The following is a 21718-nucleotide window of genomic DNA, read 5'->3' on the forward strand; positions in this document are numbered from 1 at the left end:
AGCTCACGTACGGATTTGCTGCCCAATCGGCGGCGGTGTTTCGATCGCCTCGCCTTCAAGCAAACCTGCCCTTGTGTGCCGAGCAGGGCCGGTGTTGCCCAGCATGGGCGACAGAGAACGGACCCGACCCGCAGGTTAGGAGGGCCGTTCTCAGGCATCGCGAGGCTCATCAAGGGATCAACAGGTTTTCTGGCGAGAGATCGGAACCCAAGCCGATCGGGCAGTTAACCGGCAGGCGAGAGATCGGAGCCCAAGCCGATCGAGTGGTCAACGAGCCTCAATAGATCGGAACCCAAGCCAAGTGGGCCAAACAAACAAGCTTGATTACAAGGGAAAACGCTGCGCCAGCGCAAACACCAAAGGCAAGGTTATAGCAGCCCCCACCGTTGACATCGAAATGAGACAAGCCACCAGTGGTGCATTTCCGCCCATGCGCGCTGCCAGAATATAGGCACTCGATGCAGAGGGAATGGCAGAGAATACCAGCAGCACCATGGTCTGTTCTTGCCCAAGCCCGGTGAAGTGAGCGTAAAGAACCGCCACCAAAGGTGACACCAACAGTTTCACAAACAGCCACCAAACCGACACCGGCCAATTGCCTTTCAAGCCGGAGAATACCAAGCCCGCCCCCACTGCAAGCAGGCCCAGCGACACCGCTGCTTGTGCCAATCGCTCTAGAGTCAGCATGACGGGTTCAGGCACCTGCACGCCCATCAATTTGGCTGCAATTCCAAGGCAGGTCCCAATAATCAGCGGATTTTTCAGAATGTCTACAAAGGCGCTCAAACGACCGCCTTTGCTCATGGTGCCCACGGCCAATACATTGCACAGCGGCACACCCAGCGCCAGCAAAATGGCGATATTGGCCACTGCCGATTGGCCACCCAAGCGGCTGGCCAAAGCCAGACCAATGTAGGAGTTAAACCGGTACGCCGTTTGCAAGCCTGATGCAAAGTCCACGCGCCCCATATTGCTGAAGAGCAACCCTAACCAACCCAACACAAACGCCGTAAATATGACGGCAGGCCCACCCAGGGCGAAAGCTCCAACTGTGTGCAGGTCAAAATTGCTTGACACCACCGAGAAAAAAAGCAGGCATGGAAACAACACAAAATAAACCAGCTTCTCTATCGTGACCCAGGCCGAAGGTGCCATCCAGAAGCGGCGCAATAAGTAGCCCAAGGCGATGATTGAGAAATCAGGGAAAAGAAGTAGAGGGGACAATTTTTTGCGTGTGGTGTTTGGTCATTGAGCCAATAAAAAACCCACCCGAAGGTGGGTTTTGTTCATGCCGTATCTGTTTTAAACAGAGAAGGAAGAGCCGCAGCCGCATGTAGTAGTCGCATTTGGGTTCTTGATCACGAACTGCGCGCCGTTGATGTCTTCTTTGTAATCAATTTCGGCACCAGTCAAGTACTGGTAGCTCATGGAATCAATCAACAAAGTCACGCCACCTTTGTCCAGGGCCGTGTCGTCTTCATTCACGTCTTCATCGAAAGTAAAACCGTACTGGAAACCGGAGCAGCCACCACCCTGCACGAATACGCGCAGTTTCAGGTTGGGGTTGCCTTCTTCATTGATCAGGTCGCGCACTTTGGCTGCGGCTGAGTCAGTGAAAACCAATACGCTGGGTTGTTCTGTAGTTACGTCCATCTTGTCCTGCCTTTTTGCTGGAATTACTTGCTAGAAGCCAAGGCCAGCTTACCTGGCATGACTTCTTCGCTCTCATGGTGCAAGGTACCGTCTACGACCGCACCTGGATGCATCTCCAATGCCCTATATCTTACGTCACCCGAGACATTTGCGGAAGGGTGTAGCTCCAGAAGCTGATTGGCTTCAATCGGACCTTCAATCAGGCCACTGACTACGACATGCCCAACGCGCACGCTGCCTCGTACCTTGCCGGTTTCAGAAATCACCAGCAGTGACTGGGCGCTTTCGTCTGCAATCACATTGCCGTCCACTTCGCCATCGATGCGCAGGCCGCCTTTGAAGCGCAAATCGCCTCTAAGAATCATGTCCGCGCCCACCAGGCTTTGGATAGGCAGCAGCCGCTTTGTATTTTTTTTCGAGAACATGCTATTAAAACCCCTTCAAAGTTTGATGGTGGACTGCGCGCGAATAGCGCCTGCTTCCAGAATTCTCATTTCAACGCTTTGCAACCTGCTGCCCTCGGGAAGCGAAAACATGCCCGACACCCTTGAAAAACGGGTCAATTTGATTTTGAACTGGGGGTCTTCGGACGTTTCAGCGTTCGGTAAAACTATGACACTGGATTCCCCTTTGTTCAACACTTTAATCAACACTTGCACATTCAATGTCACCTCGGGGCGCTGGCTACCTTGAATTACGAGTGCTTTATAGCGGTATTGATCCGGAACTGTGTCTTTGTTCACTTGAAGCCGCTTGAGTGAAATGGCACCCTGCAGGCTTCCTGGAATAAATCCTTCGAAAAATGCCAGGTCTTCTTTCAGTTTTGCATTTTCTGATTCCAGGTTGTTAATCAGCAGGGTCAGTTTGCTGCGGGCCTCTTTGTCCAGTTTTACCAATTCATTGGTACGGGATATCTCGTCTTGAAGTTCTGTCGCTTTTGCTTGAAGTTCAGCCAGTTGCTCATTGAGCACTTCAATTTCCTGGGTCGAGAAAAGTTTTTGAATGGCGTTGTCCACTGGGCCCCACATTGCATAGGCTGCGCAGACCCCCAGAATGGACAGGCCAAGCAGCAGGCCATAAGCGAAAGCAAACCGGGATGAGCGTTGCACTCCCGGTAACAGGGTTCGACGTGAATGGTGTGTTTTCTTTGGGTTCAAACCGCAAAATCCTTGTGATTAAGGTGCCAAAGGCAATTGCTCCAGCCCCATATGCTCGGGCAAGTCGAACATCACATTCATGGCTTGAACGGCTTGCCCTGCCGCACCTTTCACCAAATTGTCGATCACTGAAATTATCACCAGCGTGTCGCGACCTTGTGGACGGTGCAGCGCGATGCGCACAAAGTTGGAGCCACGTACAGATTTAGTCTCTGGCAGCGAGCCTTTGGGCATCACATCCACAAAATATTCATTGGCGTAGTGCTGTTCATACAAGGCTTGAATATCAGTGTTCTTCCCCTGTTCATTTAGCTTCACATAAGTGGTCGCCAAAATGCCGCGCACCATGGGCACCAAATGTGGCGTGAAGGTAATTTGGGTTTTTCGGCCTGAAATCAATTCAAGGCCCTGTTCAATTTCCGGCAAGTGACGATGGCCGCTTACACCATAGGCCTTGAAGCTTTCAGCGGCCTCGGAAAACAATGAGCCGACTGTGGCTTTGCGGCCCGCACCGGACACTCCCGATTTGCAATCCGCGACAATGCTGCTCTCGTCGATCAAGGGCATTGGCCCGCTGATCAAAGGCTTGAGAGCCAACTGCACGGCAGTGGGGTAGCAACCCGCCAAGCCCACCAATTTCGCCGTTTTCAGCTCGGTGCGTGCTGATTCAACCAAGCCGTAGCATGCTTTGCTGAGCAGTTCCGGCTCTGAATGGGGCATACCGTACCACTTCTCGAATTCGGAGGTGTTTTTGAGGCGAAAGTCTGCGCCCAAATCAATGACGCGAATGCCGGCATTCACCAGTTCGGCTGACTGGGCCATGGCCACACCATGTGGCGTGGCGAAGAACACCACATCGCAATCCTTTAAAGACTCAAAGGTAGGTTCTGTGAAGGCAATGTTTACGCGTTTGCGCAGCGCTGGAAACATGTCCGCTACTGGTTGGCCCACCTCGCCGCGAGAGGTGATTGCTTTCAGTTCTGCCTGCGGGTGCAGGGCCAACAGGCGAAGAAGTTCAGAGCCTGTGTAACCGGTTCCGCCAACAATGCCTACCTTGATCATGATTATTCCTTGCGCTGAAAAGAAAAAAAGCCGCACTTTCGTGCGGCTTTCGATTGTAACCCAGCTGGGAGGGCTGCTGGGTGTAAGCGTAATTCGAAACTGGGTGTCGAATTAACGCTTGGAGAACTGCTTGCGACGACGCGCGCCACGCAGACCCACTTTTTTACGTTCAACTTCACGAGCGTCACGAGTAACCAGACCTGCTTTGGACAGGGTTGGCTTCAGTTCGGCGTCGAAGTCAATCAGGGCACGTGTCAAGCCGTGGCGAACTGCGCCAGCCTGGCCAGTTTCGCCGCCGCCGCGCACGTTTACCTTGATGTCAAAAGTTTCAACGTTCTCGGTCAGTACCAAGGGTTGACGCGCAACCATTTGGCCTGTTTCGCGAGCGAAGTATTCAGTCAAAGGCTTGCCGTTCACGATGAACTGGCCAGTACCTTTCTTGATAAAAACACGGGCCACTGAGCTTTTGCGGCGACCGGTTCCGTAATTGTATTCACCAATCATGGTTCACCTCAGATTTCAAGTGGCTTGGGTTGTTGTGCGGAATGCGGGTGCTCTGCTTCGGCATAGATCTTCAATTTCTTGATCATCGCGTAGCCCAGAGGACCTTTTGGCAACATGCCTTTCACAGCTTTCTCCAGCGCGCGGCCGGGGAAGCGTTCCTGCATCTTGTCAAAGTTCGTTTCGTAAATACCGCCAGGGTAACCAGAGTGGCGGAAATACTTCTTGTTCAGGCCTTTGGTGCCTGTAACGCGCAATTTACCGGCATTTACAACAACAATGAAGTCGCCTGTGTCGATGTGCGGTGTGAATTCAGGTTTGTGCTTACCACGGAGGCGGCGTGCAACTTCACTGGCTACACGTCCCAACACCTTGTCGGTGCCGTCGATCACAAACCACTCTTGTTTAACCTCACCGGGTTTCGCTGAGTAGGTTTTCATGATTTTTCCTTAAAGATAAAAAAGTGCTTTTTACCTGTCTCCCTACTTGTACATGCAGCCAGCAATTAATATGCCGGTCTGCAGCCGAAGGGCTCTCCCAACAGGTAACCCGCGATTTTAGCAAAGTTTTTTGCTTTCGGTTAAACTTTTTTGGGTGTTGGATAAAAAAAACCCAAGCACTGTGAGGTGCTTGGGTTTAATCCACCAAAGGAGGAGGGTGGAGGAGACAACTTTGCGCCTGAAAGAAACTCTGCGATCGGTGATTCGTGGTTCATTCAAGTGACTACAACTCGAATTCTAGAGATTTTTCTGTTGCGGCGCAAGAGTCTGTTTCTGTTGTCCGAAAAAAGCAACTTATTCCACAATTTAAAAATGGATTAAAAAAAATCAATAAAAACAAATACTTAAAAATATTACTAGTGACTGACCGGTTATTTGTTAACCAGGTTCAATAAAATAGAGCATTTTTTCAACTTCTTTTCAGTAAATATTGTGCAATGCATAATGAGCAATTAATCATAAATAAGGAGTTTTATGGAAGCCGAAGTTAGCTGGTCGGGGTTACCCGGCATGTCATTTGTAGCCACGACAGGCAGTGGACATATGTTGTGTATGGATGGTGCCCCGGATGGTGGCGGCAATAACCTGGCCCCTCGCCCTATGGAAGTGGTTTTGGCAGGCACCGGTGCCTGTACGGCCTACGATGTGGTGTTGATTCTGCGCAAAAGCGGTCAAGACATTCGCAATTGCAAGGTGAAAATGAGTGCCGAGCGTGCTGAAGAGGCTCCCAAGGTTTTCACCAAGATTAACTTTCATTTTCAGGTGATCGGTCGGGGGCTAAAGCCCAACTTGGTTGACCGCGCAATCAAGTTGTCGCATGAGAAGTACTGCTCAGCGTCCGCCATGTTGGGCAAAACGGCTGAGTTGGTGTTTACGCACGAAATTATCGAAGATTAAATTTTCTGTGCCAGCGTGGTCATGACCTTTGACATTGCGGTCATGGCCAGTTTCACGGGCATGGGCAGGTTGTTGGCGCCTTGATCAATCGCGGTTTGCCCGTGCTCAATCTCATCCTGACGCATCTGTTCAAGAATCGCTCTGGACTGCTGATCACCCGCGGGAAGTCTGCCTAAGTGATCGTTCAGGTGCTTTTCAACCTGTTTCTCTGTCTCCGCCATAAATCCAAGGCTAACCTTGTCCCCCAGTGTGCCAGCAACAAAGCCCAAAGCGAATGCGCCGCCATACCAGAATGGGTTTAACAGACTGGGGCGAGCACCCAGTTGATCCAGCCGCTCTTGGGTCCAGGCCAGGTGGTCGGCTTCCTCTTTGGCGGCGTGATCAAACAAAGCCTTTTTTTCGGGGTCTTTGCTGGCCAAGGCCTGTGCCTGATAAAGCGCCTGTGCGCAAATTTCCCCCACGTGGTTTACGCGCATCAGGCCAATCACCTGCTGTTTTTCTGCATCGTTTAGCTGATCGGTCGGCAGGTTTTTCCCTGCCGGGTTGGGGCGCTGGGCCACAGGTGTGGCAGCCAGGGTCTTCAATGCTTTGTCGACCTCGCCCAATATGGCATCGATGGAGGGAAGCGTGGGCAAGGCGGGAAACTTCGGAAAACGGGGGGCTCGATTTGGCATTACTACGCACCAATGCTGTGTTTTTTCAATGAAGTCTTCATTTTAGCAAGGGATGCAAGTAAAATCCGCGGCAACGCGCAACGAATTACAACGTCCCCGTGTTGGCTCCTGTTTCAGTTCTGAAACCGGTCTGCTTCATGGTGGCACATTTTAGGCAAACCATGACTTCCAAGAAAAAGCTCTTCATCAAAACCTTTGGCTGCCAGATGAATGAGTATGACTCCGACAAAATGGCCGACGTGCTGGGTAGTTCAGACGGCTTGGAGCGAACGAACACCCCAGATGATGCAGATATCATTTTGTTCAATACCTGTTCGGTGCGTGAAAAAGCGCAGGAAAAGGTGTTCAGCGATTTGGGGCGTGTCAAGCACCTGAAAAAATCCAACCCCAACCTGATTATTGGTGTGGGCGGCTGTGTGGCCAGCCAGGAAGGCAAGGCCATTGTTGAGCGTGCGCCGTATGTCGATGTGGTGTTTGGTCCTCAAACCTTGCACCGATTGCCACAATTGATCAAGCAGCGCCGGGATACACACCGACCGCAGGTGGACATTTCTTTTCCCGAAATCGAGAAGTTCGACAATTTGCCCTTGGCCAAAAACACCGGTGCTACTGCATTTGTGTCCATTATGGAAGGCTGCAGCAAGTATTGTAGTTTCTGCGTGGTTCCCTACACGCGCGGTGAAGAAATTTCCCGCCCGTTTGAAGATGTGCTGACTGAAATTGCCGATCTTGCCGACCAAGGCGTGAGAGAAATCAATTTGCTTGGGCAAAACGTGAATGCCTACCGCGGGAAAATGGGCGATACAAGCGAGATAGCCGATTTTGCTCTGCTGCTTGAGTACGTCTCGGAAGTGCCGGGCGTTGAACGAATCCGCTTTACCACCTCGCACCCCAAAGAGTTTGGCCCGCGCCTGATTGAAGCCTATGCCAAGCTGCCCAAGCTGGTGGATCACCTTCATTTGCCGGTTCAGGCGGGTTCAGACCGCATTCTCGCCGCTATGAAACGTGGGTACACTGCGCTTGAATACAAGTCGATCATTCGCAAGCTGCGTGAAATTCGCCCCAATATATCCATGTCGTCCGATTTCATCGTTGGTTTTCCTGGTGAAACCGAGGCCGATTTTGAAAAAACCATGGACTTGATCAATGCCGTGGGTTTCGACACCTCTTTTTCTTTTGTGTACAGCCCGCGCCCCGGAACGCCCGCAGCGGATCTGGAAGACGGTGTCGACCAGGTTACCAAGCTCAAGCGTTTGGCCCGCCTGCAAAAAACAATCCAAGACCATGCCACCAGCATTAGCAAGTCGATGGTTGGCACTCGTCAGAAGGTATTGGTCGAAGGGCCATCCAGAAAAGACCCCGCCGAGTTGGCGGGACGTACCGAGAACAATCGGGTGGTCAACTTTGCCGGAAATGCCCGAATGGTGGGACAGATCGTTGAGTTGGACATTGTCGAGGCTTATCCCAATTCCCTGAGGGGGCAAGTGCCAATCACGGCTGCCTGATATCCGTCATTTTTTTCGGTTATCCTTGAGCCGTTATTGTTAGCAGAGGTTTATCCTCCCGTATGTCAGAACCGAGTCCGTTGCAGGTCCCCAATAAAAAAGAACGGGGCCTGCTAGAACGCCTGTCTTCGTTGCTACTTCGCGAGCCCGAGGACAGAGAGCAGCTGTTGGAAGTGCTGCAACAGGCCCATGAAAGAAATTTGCTGGATGCCGATGCGCTTTCGATGATCGAGGGTGTCATGCAGGTCAGTGACCTTTCAGCAGGCGACATCATGGTGCCCCGCGCCCAAATGGATGCGATCAACGCGGAAGACTCGATCGACCAAATCGTGGCTTTTGCCGTTGAAAAGGCGCATTCCCGTTTTCCAGTGTACGAGGGCGAGCGTGACAATGTAATCGGAGTCTTGCTGGCCAAAGACCTGCTTCGCATACACGCCGATTCGGATGTCAATTTGCGCGACATGTTACGCCCGGCAGTCTTCATTCCAGAGAGCAAACGCTTGAACGTGTTGCTTCATGATTTTCGATTGAACCGAAACCACATTGCGCTGGTGGTTGATGAATATGGTGGCGTGGCTGGATTGGTCACTATCGAAGATGTACTTGAGCAAATTGTGGGCGACATTGAAGACGAATATGACTCTGATGAAGAAGCTGACAATATCGTGAGCCTCGGCGGGGACCAGTTGGGTTTATACCGCGTCAAAGCGTTAACTACGATCGAACAGTTCAATGAAACATTTGGAACCGGGTTTTCAAATGAACATGCCGATACATTGGGCGGCTTGTTGACAGATCACCTGGCGCGCCTGCCCGTGCGTGGTGATGTCGTTGAGTTACCGCCTTTCCGTTTTGAAGTGTTGCGTGCAGATGCCCGGCAAGTGCACTTACTTCGTGTTCAGAAAATTGAACCTGCGCCCGAAGACACGGATACCAATTCATCCACCGAGAACTCAGACTCCGATAGGCCCACTTGATGTATTCCTTTCTGGCCGGCGCGCTCTTGGGGGCACCTTGGGTGCTGTCGTTCGCCCCGATTTCCCTGTGGTGGCTTGGGCTGCTTTTGCTTGCCGTGTTGCCTTTTGTAGCCCTCAAAACCAGCCGCCCTTGGCTGGCCGGCCTGGCATTTGGGTGGTCAGCATATGGCTTGGGCGTTTCCTGGTTGCACATCAGTCTGCACACTTACGGCGGTTTACCCTCTATGCTGGCTTGGGCGGCCATTGCCGCCTTTACGCTCTATTTGGCACTTTTTCCTGCCTTGGCTTTGTGGTTTTACAGTCGTTTTGCGGCGGTACGCGCCCAGTCTTGGCCGGGCACGGTGTTCAATGCGCTGCTGTGGGCTGCTTTATGGACTTTTTTCGAGTGGGCTCGGGGCACATTCATGACCGGTTTTGCCTGGCTGGGGCTGGGCGACGCGCTGGTAGATTCCCCGTTTACCGACCTGTTACCTTGGTTGGGTAGTTACGGCAGCTTGTTTGCCGTGATGTTGTTTGCTCACCTTTTCCTGTCTTTTGTATTCAATCGCCTGCCCGGCAACGTGCTGGCCGCAACTGCTGTGCTGGGCGGTTTGTTGGTGCTGGCTCAACTTCCCGTGAACACCCAAAGCGCTGGTGCTTTGACCGTGGTGGGTGTGCAAACCAATGTTGATCAAAGCATCAAGTTTGATCCTGATCTGATTGTGTCGAACATGCAAAAAGCGTTCGCTTTGGGCGACATGGCCAAGGAACAGCTGGCCCAGCAGGGTGGTGGCTTGCTCGTGTTTCCGGAAACCGTGAATCCTTTGGTGTGGACCGATACCCCCGTTGAATGGCGAACCACCTTTCGCGACTTTGCAACCCCTGGCGAGACAGCCGTCATCATGGGTTCGGCTATACAAGAGGGGTCACGGTATTTCAATTCCATCGTCATGTTTCAAGGTGATGAAGCGCTGGAAGCGCTTGAGGTGCCTGAAACACGCCACGACAAACGGCACTTGGTGCCATTTGGTGAATTTATTCCGCTGGGCTTCAAGTGGTTTGTGGCCATGTTGAACATGCCGATGGGGGAGTTCACCTCCGGTTCAGGGCCGCTAAAGCCCTTTTTGGTCAATGGCAATGCTTTGGCCTCCACCGTGTGTTACGAAGATATTTTTAGCGGTGAGTTTGCTGGGTTGGTCGCCAATTCCACCCAAGAGCCCTCCATGTTTGTGAATTTGAGCAATCTTGCATGGTTTGGCCAGTCTTGGGCGCTTGATCAGCATGCTCAAATGGGCCGTACCCGGTCAGCTGAACACCGTAAGCCAGGCCTGCGTGTGACCAATACCGGTGTTTCGGGCATTGTGAACGCGAACGGTCAGTGGACCCTGCGCGTTGAGCCTGGGCAAGCCCTGGTTTGGTCGGGGAAAATCGAAGGTCGATTGGGGCAAACCTTCTTCGCAAAGTGGGGCGATCGCCTGTGGTTTTCAATTTGGGGAGCAGTCCTTCTACTGCTGTGCGTGCGCGAATGGCGCTTGAGGGCTTACAATAGAGCCCATTCAATCAATCCGTAAAATTTAAAAAGCCATGTCAATTAGTCCAGTCAACGAAATCGTTGAAGAAATGCGTGCAGGCCGCATGGTTATTCTCGTTGACGAGGAAGACCGTGAAAATGAAGGTGATCTCGTGTTGGCCGCCGATTTTGTTACGCCAGAGGCCATCAATTTCATGGCCAAATACGGCCGTGGCCTCATTTGCCTGACATTGACCGAGGCCCGCTGTCGCGAGTTGGGCTTGCGCCCAATGGTGGCAGCCAATGGCTCCTCTCACGGTACCAATTTCACCGTCTCCATTGAAGCAGCAGAAGGTGTGTCGACTGGCATTTCTGCAGCAGATCGCTCCCACACCATTCGTGTGGCAGTGAACAAAAATTCCAAACCAGAAGATCTGGTGCAACCGGGTCACATTTTTCCCCTGACTGCAGTGAATGGTGGGGTACTCATGCGAGCTGGTCACACTGAAGCGGGTTGCGACCTGGCTGCCATGGCCGGCCTTAGCCCAGCCTCCGTCATTTGTGAAATCATGAAAGACGATGGCACCATGGCCCGCTTGCCCGATCTGGTGGAGTTTGCCAAAGAACACAATTTGAAAATTGGCACCATCGCTGATCTTATTCAGTACCGAAGCACCAAAGAGTCACTGATCGAGCGCATGCACGAACGTGTTATTGATACCGTGCAGGGCCAATTCAAGTGCATTTCTTTCCGCGACAAGCCCACAGGCAGCGCACACTTTGCCCTGGTGTATGGCCAATTAAACCCCGATACCGAGGCTTTGGTACGCGTCCATGAACCCACCTCGCTGATCGATTTTCTCGAAGTGAATTTGTCGGAACACTCTTTCTCAATTCCTGCGGCCATGAAGAAAGTGGTGGATGAGGGCGCAGGCGTTATTGTGCTTTTGAATTGTGATGTGTCCTCTGACCGCTTGTTGGGCCAGTTTGCCTCGCTTGACGACATCGAGCAGCGCGGTACAACTGCACGCAAAGGTGCGGGATCAAACCCCGATTTGCGTACCTATGGTATCGGGGCGCAAATTTTGCGCGACCTGGGTGTCAACAAGATGAAATTGCTGTCCCGACCACGGAAAATGCCGAGCATGACCGGGTTTGATTTGGAAGTATCAGGTTATGTCAACGGAGAAACGAAATGAGCAACAGTCCAGGAAGTGTGCCTGCTAATTTGAACGGCGATGGCATTCGTGTGGGTGTGGTTCAGGCCCGCTTCAACGAAGAAATCACCAATGGCCTTTGGGCCGCCTGTTGCAGCGAATTGCTGCGCTTGGGCGTGTTGAATGAAGACATTCTGCATATTACTGTGCCTGGTGCGATGGAAATTCCAATCGCATTGCAGCGCCTGGCATTCTCGGGCGAGTTTGATGCACTCATTGCTTTGGGTGCCGTGATCAAGGGCGATACCTACCATTTTGAAATTGTGTGTGGCGAAAGCGCCCGCGGCATTTCAAGTGTGGCTTTGGCTCACGATGTGCCTGTAGTCAACATGGTGTTGACTACCTACACCGAAGACCAGGCCATTGAGCGTATCGAGGACAAAGGCGTTGATGTCGCTCGATGTGCCGTGGAAATGGGCAATTTAATGATGACGCTGGATGACAACCTACCTGGCGCAGATGACGAGGAAGAAGACGATGAGTGAAGCCAGCAAGCCCGATTCGGGTAAGAGGCAAGGACACACTCGCAACGCTCGCCGTCGATCTCGTGAATTGGCTTTGCAGGGCTTGTATCAGTGGTTTTTGAATCCCACTGAAGTGGGTGAAGTGGACGCGCACATTCGGGATGCGCCCGGTTTCGACAAGGCCGATCGCGAGCACTACGAGTCTCTTTTGCATGGTTCGGTGCATCACCTTGACGCATTGATGCATCAGATTCAGCCGTTCATTGATCGTCCTTGGGGCGAACTAAGTCCGGTCGAGAAAGCTGTGTTGGTGTTGGCTAGTCATGAAATGAATACGCATGCAGAAATTCCCTACCGGGTGGTGATCAACGAGGCGGTTGAGTTGACCAAAACCTTCGGAGGCACTGACGCGTTCAAATTCGTCAATGGCGTGCTTGACAAGGTGGCCGCCCAGGCGCGTGATTCCGAAATCAAGGCTCAGGCAAACAGTCAGTCAAGCTAAAACTCAAGAGGCGTTTTGGAATTCGACCTTATTCATCGCTATTTCAAAACTCCTTTTGGTGGGCTTGCACAGGCCAATCCCGACACGGTACTTTTTGGCATCGGAGACGACTGCGCCACGCTTCGAGTTGCACCCGATTTTCATCTGTTCACCTCTACCGACACCTTGGTTGAGGGTGTTCACTTTTTTTCAGATGATCCACCTCGTGTCACAGGCTGGAAGGCCTTGGCCAGTAACTTGTCCGATCTCGCTGCCAGTGGGGCGAGTCCACTCGGCTTCACGCTCAATTTAAGTTTGCCCGAAATTGATGAAAACTGGCTGGCTGGCTTCTCGGCAGGTTTGCTCGACATCGCCACCCGTTTCAATTGCCCGTTGGTGGGTGGTGACACCACTTCAGCCGGCTCCAATCCATTGAAAACCTTGTCAATTACCGTGTTTGGGCAAGCGCCTGCTGCACACCGTGGCTTCAACCGGGCGCACGCGAAAATTGGTGAAGAAATTTGGTTAAGTGGTACCCCCGGGCTTGCTCGCCTGGGGCTTTTGCTTGAATTCCAAAAACGGGGTCGCTTGGAGCAGCTATGTGAGGGCATCGAGCTGTCGCAGGTTCAGGCCCTGCTTGCTGCGATGCCAGCCCAGTTGCAGCAAAATGCAGTAAGTCGGCTTGGCATGCCAGTTCCGCGCATTGAACTTGGATTGCAGTTGCGTGGGCTTGCAAGCGCCTGCCTCGATCTGTCCGACGGTTTGAGTGGCGATTTGGCCCACATTTCCAGTGCAAGCGAAGTGTCCGCCGTACTCTTCCAATCGTCTCTAGAATCAATGTGGCGAGAACTTTGGCCTGAAATAGATCAACAGGCCAATGCGGCCGGGTTGTTGAAAATCTTGCTCGCGCAAACCTTGACGGGCGGTGACGATTTCGAATTGTGCTGGACAGCCCACCCGAACTGTCATGATGCAATACAATCCCGGAAGGCGGGTGTGCATTGTGTCGGCGTCATCGAGCCCGGAAGCGGCATTTGGCTTCAATCCCAGGGTGCAAGCCGAGAGCGCGTGTCAAATTGTTCCTACAATCATTTTGCCGAGATCCAGAATTGAGCTCGATACCCCGTTTCCGGCCCAACTGGCGCTTTATGCTGGACCATCCCGCGCATTTGTTGGCCTTGGGATTTGGCAGTGGCTTGGCGTGGGTTTTGCCAGGTACTTTCGGTACATTGATGGGCTGGCTCTTGTATGTTTGGCTGGACCCCTATCTGGCTGAAAATCAGTGGATTTGGGTGATTGTTGGCGCTTTCGTTGCGGGTGCCTGGGCTTGCCAGATCACTGGGAAGGCACTGGGGGTTATCGATCACGGCGGGATTGTCTGGGATGAAATCGTTGCGATCTGGCTGGTGTTGTTTGTGGCCTCGAATCATTTTTCCAGCCCCATTGAACAATTGACGTGTGTGCTTCTGTTCAGGTTCTTTGACATGGTAAAACCGCCCCCGATCCGCTGGTTCGACCGGCACTGGAAAAATGGTTTTGGTGTAATGTTTGATGACATCGTCGCAGCTTTCATGACCTTGTTGGCGCTGTCGGTCTATTTGTATTTTTTGAAGTGAATTCAATTTTAAACACTCAACGGGGAGCCTCTTGAGCAATCCAGACCAAGCACTTTTGCTGCAAATTGCAGACATATTCAATGCATCGGCTGGCAAACTCGGTGTGGTCGAGTCTTGTACGGGGGGCGGGCTTGGTTCGGCATTGACTAGCCTACCCGGCTCTAGCGACTGGTTCGAGGGTGGGCTGATCACCTATTCAAACAAAGTCAAAATGAAGTCGGTGTATGTGCGCGAGTCCACTTTGGAACAGCACGGTGCAGTGAGTGAAGAATGCGTCAAGGAAATGGCCAATGGTGGAATGATCGCCTTGGGTGTGGACTGTTGCCTCTCGGTGTCAGGCATCGCTGGCCCGGGAGGTGGCTCGGCCGGTAAGCCAGTTGGTACGGTGTGGTTTGGTTTGGCCGTTCGGCACAAGTCGATTGAGGCTTTTCACCATGTTTTTGATGGTGATCGTGAGGCCGTTCGCCAACAGGCGGTACAAGCCGGGTTAACCATCCTGTCAAAAGTATCACTCAAAAAGGCTGTATAGATTTACAGTAAAAACTGTGCAATAATTCGAAAATCGCAACCCAATTCAGTTGAAGGCAGACCATGGAAGATCTCAGAACCAAAAACCAATCCTCAGACAAAGTCAAAGCCCTGGCCGCCGCGCTCAGCCAAATCGAAAAGCAGTTTGGCAAGGGCAGTATCATGCGTTTTGGGGAAAACGAGATCATCGACGACATTCAGTCGGTCTCAACCGGTTCTTTGGGGCTCGACATTGCTTTGGGCATTGGTGGCCTTCCGCGCGGTCGTGTCGTCGAAATTTACGGCCCGGAATCTTCCGGTAAAACCACCTTGACCTTGCAAGTGATTGCGGAAATGCAAAAACTGGGTGGTACCTGTGCTTTCATTGATGCTGAACACGCGCTCGATGTTCAATATGCTTCCAAGTTGGGCGTTAACTTGCCTGATTTGTTGATTTCCCAACCCGACACTGGCGAGCAGGCCTTGGAAATTGTCGATGCTCTGGTTCGTTCCGGTTCCGTTGATCTGGTAATTATTGACTCTGTGGCTGCCCTGACACCCAAAGCTGAAATTGAAGGCGACATGGGCGATTCCCTGCCAGGTCTTCAAGCCCGTTTAATGAGCCAGGCCCTGCGCAAATTAACTGCCAACATCAAGCGCACCAATTGCCTGGTTATTTTCATCAACCAAATTCGAATGAAAATCGGGGTTATGTTTGGCAGCCCTGAAACCACAACTGGTGGTAACGCCCTGAAGTTTTACTCCTCGGTCCGTCTGGACATTCGCAGAATTGGTTCCATCAAGAAGGGTGAGGAAGTTATCGGCAGCGAAACTCGCGTCAAGGTGGTCAAGAACAAGGTAAGTCCTCCCTTCAAGCAGGCTGAGTTCGATATTTTGTATGGTCAGGGCACATCCCGAGAGGGTGAAGTCGTTGATCTCGGCGTATTGCATGGTTTTGTCGACAAGGCTGGCGCCTGGTATTCCTACAACGGCGAGAAAATTGGTCAGGGCAAAGACAATGCGCGCGATTTCCTGAAAGCCAATCCGGCGATGGCCGCAGAGATCGAGAATAAAATCCGTGAAAAGCTGGGTGTGCGTCTGCTTGAAGAAGCGTCAGCCGCACCTGCTGCCAAAAAGAAGAATGAAGTCGAAGACGCCGAGTAAGTTACCAATCAAGTCGCCCATTAAGTCAAATGGGCGTTCATTCGGAGGTACTACGGGCTCTAGCAAGCCCGTGGTTTCCGCCAAGTCCAAGGCTGTCGCCTTGCTCGCCCGCAGGGAACACAGTCAAACTGAACTTCGAGCAAAGTTATTGCAGCGCGGTTACGAGCCCGGTGAGGTAGAAGAGGCCATTGAATGGGCAACTTCACACCAATTTCAATCCGATGAGCGTTTCAAACTGAGTCTGTTTCGAAGGCGTGCCTCAACTTTTGGGGATCGTGCAATTTCCGCCGAATTGGGGCAACACGGTTTGGGAGACCTTAAGTCCCTTTCGCACGATGATTCAGAAACCCAAATCCCGAGCAGTGAAGAAGACCGAGCCTATGACTGGATAAAACGCAGACAGCTTTCAAGCCTTGAAAGCGTTTTGGGTGTTGACTCAGCTGTTGATCAAGCTGAATTGTTGGTTTTGAAGTCCAAGGTTTATCGCGGGCTTTCAGCCCGAGGGTTTGAATTTGGCAATATTGAACGCGCTTGGCGGCGCATTCTGGCTGAGTTCAAATCCAATGCGTGATATTATTCCGGTCGGCTTATGTGTTTCCATAGAAGTGATAGTCTAGTTAAATAACGAAGCGTTATTCAACGACACAAGAAGCAAAGAAAGAGATGGATAAAAACCTTCATAGCATGCCTGGCATGCCTCATCCTTGCCTCGGCTTTACGTCCGAGAACCCGCTTGCGCTGTCACGCGAAAAAAACACTCTCCACTTTACAATGTTGTCAGTTCAGCCGCCTTGTTGCGTCTAGCCGATTTGCATTAACTTTCCCAGCAAGGAATTCAAATGAAGATTCACGAGTATCAAGGCAAGGAAATTCTGAAGAAGTACGGTGTGGCCGTTCCCACTGGCTATCCCTGTTTTTCAATTGACGAGGCAATTGCTGCCGCGGAGAAGCTGGGCGGCCCGGTTTGGGTGGTGAAGGCGCAAATTCACGCAGGTGGCCGCGGCAAGGGCGGTGGCGTGAAAGTGGCAAAGAGCATGGACGATGTAAAAACGTATGCCAGCCAAATTCTGGGCATGCAGTTGATCACCCATCAAACAGGTCCTGAAGGCCAGAAAGTCAGCCGTTTGCTGGTTGAAGAGGGTGCAGACATCAAAAAGGAATACTACGTTGGCATGGTGGTTGACCGTGTTACCCAGCGGGTTTGTGTCATGGCATCCAGCGAAGGCGGCATGGAAATTGAAGAAGTGGCTGAACACACCCCAGAACTGATTCACAAAGTGTACGTGGATCCCGTTGCAGGGCTTACAGACGCAGAGGCCGATGATTTGGCGGTGAAAATCGGCATTCCCGCGGGTTCTGTTGCCAAAGCGCGTGTGGCGTTTCAAGGTTTGTACAAAGCGTTCTGGGAAACTGACGCCAGCCTGGCCGAAATTAACCCACTGATCTTGACTGGCTCTGGCGACATCATTGCACTGGATGCGAAACTGAACTTCGATTCCAACGCCTTGCACCGTCATCCCGAAATCGTGGCCTTGCGCGATTTGGCCGAAGAAGATCCTGCTGAAATCGAAGCGAGCAAATTCGATTTGAGCTACATCAGTCTTGACGGCAACATTGGTTGCCTGGTGAACGGCGCTGGTTTGGCGATGGCCACCATGGACACCATCAAGTTGTTTGGTGGCGAGCCTGCCAACTTCCTGGATGTGGGCGGCGGTGCCACCACCGAGAAAGTGACAGAAGCTTTCAAAATTATGTTGAAAAATCCCAACCTGAAAGCCATTTTGGTGAATATTTTTGGCGGCATCATGCGTTGTGACGTGATTGCAGATGGCGTGGTGGCTGCATCGAAGGCAGTGGGTTTGTCGGTTCCTCTGGTTGTGCGCATGAAAGGTACGAACGAAGATTTGGGCAAGAAAATTTTGGCTGAATCTGGTTTGCCAATCATTGCAGCGAACACCATGGGCGAGGCTGCGCAAAAAGTGGTGGCTGCAACCAAGGGCGCTTAAGCGCCCGGTGCTCCACATTTGACAGCCATTCAACACGAAAAAGGATTTTCACAATGTCTATTCTCATTAACAAAGACACCAAGGTAATTACTCAGGGTATTACTGGTAAAACTGGTCAGTTTCACACGCGCATGTGCCGTGAATACGCCAATGGCAAGAATTGCTTTGTTGCAGGTGTAAACCCCAAGAAAGCTGGCGAAGATTTTGAAGGTGTGCCAATTTACGGCACCGTGGCCGATGCCAAAAAACAGACCGGTGCCAACGCATCCGTGATTTACGTTCCTCCTCCCTTTGCTGCGGCTGCCATTTGGGAGGCTGTAGAAGCTGATCTGGATTTGGTGATTTGTATCACTGAAGGTATTCCCGTCCGTGACATGATCGAGGTGCGTGATCGCATGCGTCGAGAGGGTCGCAAAACCATCGTGGTGGGTCCAAACTGCCCCGGCGTTATTACGCCTGATGAAATCAAGATTGGCATTATGCCCGGCCACATTCACAAAAAGGGACGTATTGGTGTGGTGTCTCGCTCCGGTACCCTAACCTATGAGGCAGTGGGCCAGTTGAGTGAGTTGGGCTTGGGTCAGTCCACAGCCGTGGGTATTGGTGGTGACCCCGTGAACGGGCTGAAGCACATCGACGTGATGCGAATGTTCAATGACGATCCTGACACCGATGCCGTGGTCATGATTGGTGAAATTGGTGGCAGCGATGAAGAAGAAGCTGCCTTGTGGGTGAAGGACAACATGAAGAAGCCCGTTGTTGGTTTCATTGCTGGTGTGACAGCGCCCCCCGGAAAGCGCATGGGCCATGCTGGCGCCATCATCTCTGGCGGTAAAGGTACAGCTCAGGAGAAGCTGGCCATTATGGAAGAGTGCGGTATTACTGTGACCAAAGACCCCTCCGTGATGGGTCAATTGCTGAAGAAGGCCATCGGGGCCTGAGTAGTCAAGTCGTAGTTCATTAAAACCCCACCATTCACTCAGAATGGTGGGGTTTTTCTTTTTAACCCTAGCGGGGGTACTTCACGCAAGCTGAACACCGAAGAATGGTTTCTCAACACCACTTTTCGATGTGAGGAATGCGACGATGAATACGCCAAGAACTTTGACTAGAAGTAAGGTTTCGAAGGGTTTTACCCTGATTGAACTAATGATTGGCATTGCGATTATTGGCGTGCTGTCAGCAATTGCAATCCCGGCGTTTCAGGATTACCTGAATCGCTCCAAAGTCACGGAGTTAATGAACATTGCCCAGTCTTGCAAGGCGGGCATTATTGAATACACAGCCACAACGAACGCATGGCCAGCCAATGCGGGTGATGCGGGTTGCCAGTCCAACGTGGCCGCGCAAAGCCAGTACGCACGTCAATTGCTCGTGGGTGCGAACGGTAGAATTCAAGTCACGTTTCAGGCCAACACGGTGGCCTCCGGTATCGCTGCCAATAACTTCATTGCCTTGATTCCATTCACTGGTGGCGTAAGGCACACTGATCCCTTGCAGCCAGTAGGTGAGTGGCGCTGCGTCACTAACGTTACAGCTGAGTTCCGGCGCTACTTACCCGCAGCTTGCCGCAACAACAACGTTAACTAAGATTTACCGACTGAAATCACTTTTGCCGCCGCGTTTTTCGACGAGTCTGGTTTGAGTCATGACCATGCCTTTGTCAATCGCTTTAAGCATGTCGTAAATGGTGAGAAGCCCTACCTGAACACCGGTCAGGGCTTCCATTTCCACCCCTGTTTTGCCCACGGTTTGCGCGGTGCAGGTGCAATGCACCTCGCACAGTTCATCGTTTAGTTCAAATTCAACTGCCAGTCGAGTCAGTGGAAGTGGGTGACACAATGGAATAAGATCAGAGGTGCGTTTTGCCCCCTGTATCGCGGCAATTCTGGCGACCCCCAACACATCGCCTTTCTTGGCGGTTCCCGCTTTTAAAACAGCGTAGGCCTCATGCCCCAGCTGAATGGTGCCCGTGGCAATGGCTTTGCGTTCGGTTTCGGTTTTTCCGCCCACATCGACCATGTGTGCATTGCCTTCTTGGTCAAAGTGCGTAAGTCCATTCATTGTGCTAATCCCCTGCTGACTGATTGTCTTAACTTCAAAGGTGCTGGTCGCATTGCTTGCCAGGTGTTTATCTAAATTTACCCAAGGAAAAGCCGTGCTACGCCCGAAGTTGATTGAACTTGTTTTTCATCGCGCTATCATACCCAGACTACCACCGTAAAAAGCCCATGATGCGTCTTGATTTTCGGAAAAGTGTTGCGAGTGTGCTGTGCAGTACCCTGCTGCTGTCTTCTATCTTGTCGCCGATCGCGTATGCGGATGGCTTGAATAATTTGCCAAGCCTGGGTGATGCGGGTGGTGCTGAGCTTTCTGTTCAGGATGAGCGCCGACTGGGGGCCCTGATCATGAAGGATTATCGGGCTTTTGGCGCGGTCAACACTGACCTGGAAGTTACGGCCTACATCAGCCGCTTGGGCAACACAATCGTTCAGGCTGCCTCGGAATCTCCATCCAACTTTGAGTTTTTTCTGGTCACCGACAAATCCGTGAACGCGTTTGCCATGCCGGGTGGCTACATTGGCGTGCACACAGGGTTAATTGCGGCTTCCCAAACTGAATCCGAATTGGCCTCCGTGTTGGCGCACGAGGTGGGGCACGTGACCCAGCGCCACATTGCGCGCCGTTTTGGGCAACAAAAGCAAACCAGTCTCGTCGCCACTGCGGCCATGATTGCCGCCTTGCTGGTGGCGGGTTCCAATCCACAAGCAGCTTCTGGCCTCATGGCAGCAGGCGCTGGTTACTCCATTGATCAGCAATTGTCCTTTTCTCGCGATGCGGAACGGGAGGCGGATCGAGTTGGGTTTTTGACTCTTCAGCAAGCCGGTTTTGATACTCAGGGCATGGTGGATTTTTTTGGACGTTTGCAAACAGCCTCCCGTCTATACGAAAACAATGCGCCTTCCTATTTGCGTACTCACCCGCTAACCACCGAGCGAATTGCCGACATTCGTAACCGGGCTGGTTTGGAAAGCAGCTCGAATCGAAGTCAAAATCAGTCAAGCCTGGAATTTGAGCTGATTCGGGTCAAGTCGATTGTGTTTGCGGAACGAAGCAACCAACAGCTGGCAGACCGCTTGCGAACTTTTGAATCACCCAATGAGCAAGAGGGTATCAAAGATCCAGTGGCGTTAATGTACGGCCGTTCGCTGGTCTTGAATTCCATGGGGCGAAAGCAGGAAGCCCTGGCCGCCAGTGAAAAGGCCATCGATTTGTTTAAATCCGGGCAATCTGTGGTCAAAAAAACCGAGGTGCCCTTGCTGCTTCAAAGTCAGCGCATGAGAATGGCCATGGATGTGAGCTTGCCGTTGGCCTCCGCGCCCATGGACCAGCGTACTGTACGGGAGCGCTCGGCCTTGAATGCGCAGGAAAAGGCCACGCTTGGGCAACTGACAGCCTTGCGAAATGACTTTAAAAGTGAAATGTCCGTTCGTCTGCTGTATGCCGAGGGCTTACAGCGTTTGGGTTTGTTTAAGGAATCAGACGCGTACCTGAAAGAACTTTCCCAGGCCTATCGCTCTGTGCCCGAGGTTTTTGATCTGCTCGCCCAAAGTGCTTTGGCTTTACGAAAGCCGGCGGAACACCACATGGCCTTGGCTCAGTCTTACAACGCACGTCAAGCCTATTTGCCAGCCATTGAACAGGCTGAAATTGCCAAACGGTACGCGAGGGATAATTATTATCTGTTGGCTGAAATTGATGCCAAACAACGCGAATACAAACGCAAAGCCGATGCGGAGCGTGAATTCGCAAAGTTTGGTAACTAAGTTTGGCAACTAAGTTCAGCC

25 protein-coding genes are annotated in these 21718 nt (G+C 52.0%); 16 read left to right on the top strand and 9 right to left on the bottom strand.

Translation table 11 applies throughout. The features are described 5' to 3' along the window. Positions 1–324 precede the first annotated feature (324 nt). From PY990_RS10115 to rplM, 7 genes are all read right to left on the bottom strand, one after another. Entirely contained in the window at positions 325–1224 is a 900-nt protein-coding gene (locus tag PY990_RS10115; RefSeq protein ID WP_275271501.1) for an AEC family transporter, read from the bottom strand. Between the two features lie 78 nt (positions 1225–1302). Further along, positions 1303–1653, bottom strand: coding sequence for an iron-sulfur cluster insertion protein ErpA (gene erpA, locus PY990_RS10120; RefSeq protein ID WP_008251471.1), 351 nt, complete (start codon positions 1651–1653; stop codon positions 1303–1305). Between the two features lie 23 nt (positions 1654–1676). Further along, positions 1677–2078, bottom strand: a complete 402-nt coding sequence (locus PY990_RS10125) for a bactofilin family protein (protein WP_105027039.1) — start codon at positions 2076–2078, stop codon at positions 1677–1679. Positions 2079–2093: 15 nt separating this feature from the next. After that, positions 2094–2810 (bottom strand): DUF6776 family protein, encoded by a 717-nt coding sequence (locus PY990_RS10130; protein ID WP_275271502.1) that lies wholly within the window; start codon positions 2808–2810, stop codon positions 2094–2096. An 18-nt stretch (positions 2811–2828) separates the two neighbouring features. After that, positions 2829–3872 carry an N-acetyl-gamma-glutamyl-phosphate reductase gene (gene argC / locus PY990_RS10135; RefSeq protein WP_275271503.1) on the bottom strand — a complete coding sequence of 348 codons (1044 nt, stop codon included), beginning with the start codon at positions 3870–3872 and terminating at the stop codon, positions 2829–2831. 111 nt (positions 3873–3983) lie between these two features. Then, positions 3984–4376, bottom strand: a complete 393-nt coding sequence (rpsI, locus tag PY990_RS10140) for a 30S ribosomal protein S9 (RefSeq protein ID WP_105027036.1) — start codon at positions 4374–4376, stop codon at positions 3984–3986. A gap of 8 nt (positions 4377–4384) precedes the next feature. After that, a complete protein-coding gene (rplM, locus tag PY990_RS10145; RefSeq protein ID WP_008251461.1) occupies positions 4385–4813 on the bottom strand; it encodes a 50S ribosomal protein L13 in 429 nt (142 codons plus the stop codon). Between the two features lie 534 nt (positions 4814–5347). Between rplM and PY990_RS10150 the strand changes: the two genes are divergently transcribed. Then, positions 5348–5770, top strand: a complete 423-nt coding sequence (locus tag PY990_RS10150; protein WP_275271504.1) for an OsmC family protein — start codon at positions 5348–5350, stop codon at positions 5768–5770. On the opposite strand, the gene coq7 is transcribed toward PY990_RS10150, so the two are convergent. Continuing rightward, a complete protein-coding gene (gene coq7 / locus PY990_RS10155) occupies positions 5767–6444 on the bottom strand; it encodes a 2-polyprenyl-3-methyl-6-methoxy-1,4-benzoquinone monooxygenase (RefSeq protein ID WP_105027034.1) in 678 nt (225 codons plus the stop codon). The genes PY990_RS10150 and coq7 overlap by 4 nt on opposite strands. A gap of 161 nt (positions 6445–6605) precedes the next feature. Here coq7 and miaB point away from each other — a divergent pair, with 161 nt between their 5' ends. From miaB to PY990_RS10225, 14 genes are all read left to right on the top strand, one after another. Beyond that, positions 6606–7949, top strand: a complete 1344-nt coding sequence (gene miaB / locus PY990_RS10160; RefSeq protein WP_275271505.1) for a tRNA (N6-isopentenyl adenosine(37)-C2)-methylthiotransferase MiaB — start codon at positions 6606–6608, stop codon at positions 7947–7949. A gap of 62 nt (positions 7950–8011) precedes the next feature. After that, on the top strand, positions 8012–8926 hold the full coding sequence (locus PY990_RS10165; RefSeq protein WP_275271506.1) for an HlyC/CorC family transporter: 915 nt from the start codon (positions 8012–8014) through the stop codon (positions 8924–8926). Next, positions 8926–10476, top strand: a complete 1551-nt coding sequence (gene lnt, locus PY990_RS10170; protein ID WP_275271507.1) for an apolipoprotein N-acyltransferase — start codon at positions 8926–8928, stop codon at positions 10474–10476. Before PY990_RS10165 ends, lnt begins: the two co-directional genes overlap by 1 nt. A 13-nt stretch (positions 10477–10489) precedes the next feature. Continuing rightward, on the top strand, positions 10490–11614 hold the full coding sequence (gene ribBA, locus PY990_RS10175; RefSeq protein WP_105027030.1) for a bifunctional 3,4-dihydroxy-2-butanone-4-phosphate synthase/GTP cyclohydrolase II: 1125 nt from the start codon (positions 10490–10492) through the stop codon (positions 11612–11614). Then, positions 11611–12117 (top strand): 6,7-dimethyl-8-ribityllumazine synthase, encoded by a 507-nt coding sequence (ribH, locus tag PY990_RS10180; protein WP_275271508.1) that lies wholly within the window; start codon positions 11611–11613, stop codon positions 12115–12117. Before ribBA ends, ribH begins: the two co-directional genes overlap by 4 nt. Then, entirely contained in the window at positions 12110–12598 is a 489-nt protein-coding gene (nusB, locus tag PY990_RS10185; RefSeq protein ID WP_171100197.1) for a transcription antitermination factor NusB, read from the top strand. Before ribH ends, nusB begins: the two co-directional genes overlap by 8 nt. Before the next feature lie 15 nt (positions 12599–12613). Then, positions 12614–13690, top strand: a complete 1077-nt coding sequence (thiL, locus tag PY990_RS10190; RefSeq protein WP_275271509.1) for a thiamine-phosphate kinase — start codon at positions 12614–12616, stop codon at positions 13688–13690. Beyond that, positions 13687–14193, top strand: a complete 507-nt coding sequence (locus PY990_RS10195) for a phosphatidylglycerophosphatase A family protein (RefSeq protein ID WP_275271510.1) — start codon at positions 13687–13689, stop codon at positions 14191–14193. The genes thiL and PY990_RS10195 overlap by 4 nt, the downstream gene beginning before the upstream one ends. Positions 14194–14224: 31 nt before the next feature. Next, entirely contained in the window at positions 14225–14722 is a 498-nt protein-coding gene (locus PY990_RS10200) for a CinA family protein (protein ID WP_105027025.1), read from the top strand. A 62-nt stretch (positions 14723–14784) separates the two neighbouring features. After that, on the top strand, positions 14785–15864 hold the full coding sequence (gene recA, locus PY990_RS10205) for a recombinase RecA (protein WP_171100193.1): 1080 nt from the start codon (positions 14785–14787) through the stop codon (positions 15862–15864). Further along, positions 15842–16435, top strand: coding sequence for a regulatory protein RecX (locus PY990_RS10210; RefSeq protein ID WP_275271511.1), 594 nt, complete (start codon positions 15842–15844; stop codon positions 16433–16435). The genes recA and PY990_RS10210 overlap by 23 nt, the downstream gene beginning before the upstream one ends. Before the next feature lie 268 nt (positions 16436–16703). Continuing rightward, positions 16704–17870: an ADP-forming succinate--CoA ligase subunit beta gene (sucC, locus tag PY990_RS10215; RefSeq protein WP_171100189.1), complete on the top strand. Its 1167-nt coding sequence runs from the start codon at positions 16704–16706 to the stop codon at positions 17868–17870. A gap of 53 nt (positions 17871–17923) precedes the next feature. Further along, positions 17924–18811 (top strand): succinate--CoA ligase subunit alpha, encoded by an 888-nt coding sequence (sucD, locus tag PY990_RS10220; protein WP_008252667.1) that lies wholly within the window; start codon positions 17924–17926, stop codon positions 18809–18811. 145 nt (positions 18812–18956) lie between these two features. Continuing rightward, the gene (locus tag PY990_RS10225) at positions 18957–19460 is read left to right on the top strand and encodes a pilin (protein WP_275271512.1); all 504 of its coding nucleotides are present in this window, start codon (positions 18957–18959) and stop codon (positions 19458–19460) included. 3 nt (positions 19461–19463) lie between these two features. Here the strand turns inward: PY990_RS10225 and moaC are convergent, their stop codons facing one another. After that, a complete protein-coding gene (moaC, locus tag PY990_RS10230; RefSeq protein WP_275271513.1) occupies positions 19464–19934 on the bottom strand; it encodes a cyclic pyranopterin monophosphate synthase MoaC in 471 nt (156 codons plus the stop codon). Positions 19935–20101: 167 nt separating this feature from the next. Here moaC and PY990_RS10235 point away from each other — a divergent pair, with 167 nt between their 5' ends. Next, on the top strand, positions 20102–21697 hold the full coding sequence (locus PY990_RS10235) for a M48 family metallopeptidase (protein WP_275271514.1): 1596 nt from the start codon (positions 20102–20104) through the stop codon (positions 21695–21697). Positions 21698–21718 lie beyond the last annotated feature (21 nt).

The sequence above is a fragment of the Limnobacter olei genome (assembly GCF_029087225.1).
Taxonomy (GTDB): Bacteria; Pseudomonadota; Gammaproteobacteria; order Burkholderiales; family Burkholderiaceae_B; genus Limnobacter; species Limnobacter olei.

What these genes read in the sequence shown, in the direction of transcription:
- miaB (WP_275271505.1), top strand. Translation starts at nt 6,606, where the DNA reads ATGACTTCCAAGAAAAAGCTCTTCATCAAAACCTTTGGCTGCCAGATG.
- sucD (WP_008252667.1), top strand. Translation starts at nt 17,924, where the DNA reads ATGTCTATTCTCATTAACAAAGACACCAAGGTAATTACTCAGGGTATT.
- PY990_RS10165 (WP_275271506.1), top strand. Translation starts at nt 8,012, where the DNA reads ATGTCAGAACCGAGTCCGTTGCAGGTCCCCAATAAAAAAGAACGGGGC.
- PY990_RS10210 (WP_275271511.1), top strand. Translation starts at nt 15,842, where the DNA reads ATGAAGTCGAAGACGCCGAGTAAGTTACCAATCAAGTCGCCCATTAAG.
- PY990_RS10125 (WP_105027039.1), bottom strand. Translation starts at nt 2,078, where the DNA reads ATGTTCTCGAAAAAAAATACAAAGCGGCTGCTGCCTATCCAAAGCCTG.
- lnt (WP_275271507.1), top strand. Translation starts at nt 8,926, where the DNA reads ATGTATTCCTTTCTGGCCGGCGCGCTCTTGGGGGCACCTTGGGTGCTG.
- sucC (WP_171100189.1), top strand. Translation starts at nt 16,704, where the DNA reads ATGAAGATTCACGAGTATCAAGGCAAGGAAATTCTGAAGAAGTACGGT.
- rplM (WP_008251461.1), bottom strand. Translation starts at nt 4,813, where the DNA reads ATGAAAACCTACTCAGCGAAACCCGGTGAGGTTAAACAAGAGTGGTTT.
- erpA (WP_008251471.1), bottom strand. Translation starts at nt 1,653, where the DNA reads ATGGACGTAACTACAGAACAACCCAGCGTATTGGTTTTCACTGACTCA.
- recA (WP_171100193.1), top strand. Translation starts at nt 14,785, where the DNA reads ATGGAAGATCTCAGAACCAAAAACCAATCCTCAGACAAAGTCAAAGCC.
- argC (WP_275271503.1), bottom strand. Translation starts at nt 3,872, where the DNA reads ATGATCAAGGTAGGCATTGTTGGCGGAACCGGTTACACAGGCTCTGAA.
- PY990_RS10225 (WP_275271512.1), top strand. Translation starts at nt 18,957, where the DNA reads ATGAATACGCCAAGAACTTTGACTAGAAGTAAGGTTTCGAAGGGTTTT.
- nusB (WP_171100197.1), top strand. Translation starts at nt 12,110, where the DNA reads ATGAGTGAAGCCAGCAAGCCCGATTCGGGTAAGAGGCAAGGACACACT.
- PY990_RS10150 (WP_275271504.1), top strand. Translation starts at nt 5,348, where the DNA reads ATGGAAGCCGAAGTTAGCTGGTCGGGGTTACCCGGCATGTCATTTGTA.
- ribBA (WP_105027030.1), top strand. Translation starts at nt 10,490, where the DNA reads ATGTCAATTAGTCCAGTCAACGAAATCGTTGAAGAAATGCGTGCAGGC.
- coq7 (WP_105027034.1), bottom strand. Translation starts at nt 6,444, where the DNA reads ATGCCAAATCGAGCCCCCCGTTTTCCGAAGTTTCCCGCCTTGCCCACG.
- PY990_RS10235 (WP_275271514.1), top strand. Translation starts at nt 20,102, where the DNA reads ATGATGCGTCTTGATTTTCGGAAAAGTGTTGCGAGTGTGCTGTGCAGT.
- ribH (WP_275271508.1), top strand. Translation starts at nt 11,611, where the DNA reads ATGAGCAACAGTCCAGGAAGTGTGCCTGCTAATTTGAACGGCGATGGC.
- rpsI (WP_105027036.1), bottom strand. Translation starts at nt 4,376, where the DNA reads ATGATTGGTGAATACAATTACGGAACCGGTCGCCGCAAAAGCTCAGTG.
- moaC (WP_275271513.1), bottom strand. Translation starts at nt 19,934, where the DNA reads ATGAATGGACTTACGCACTTTGACCAAGAAGGCAATGCACACATGGTC.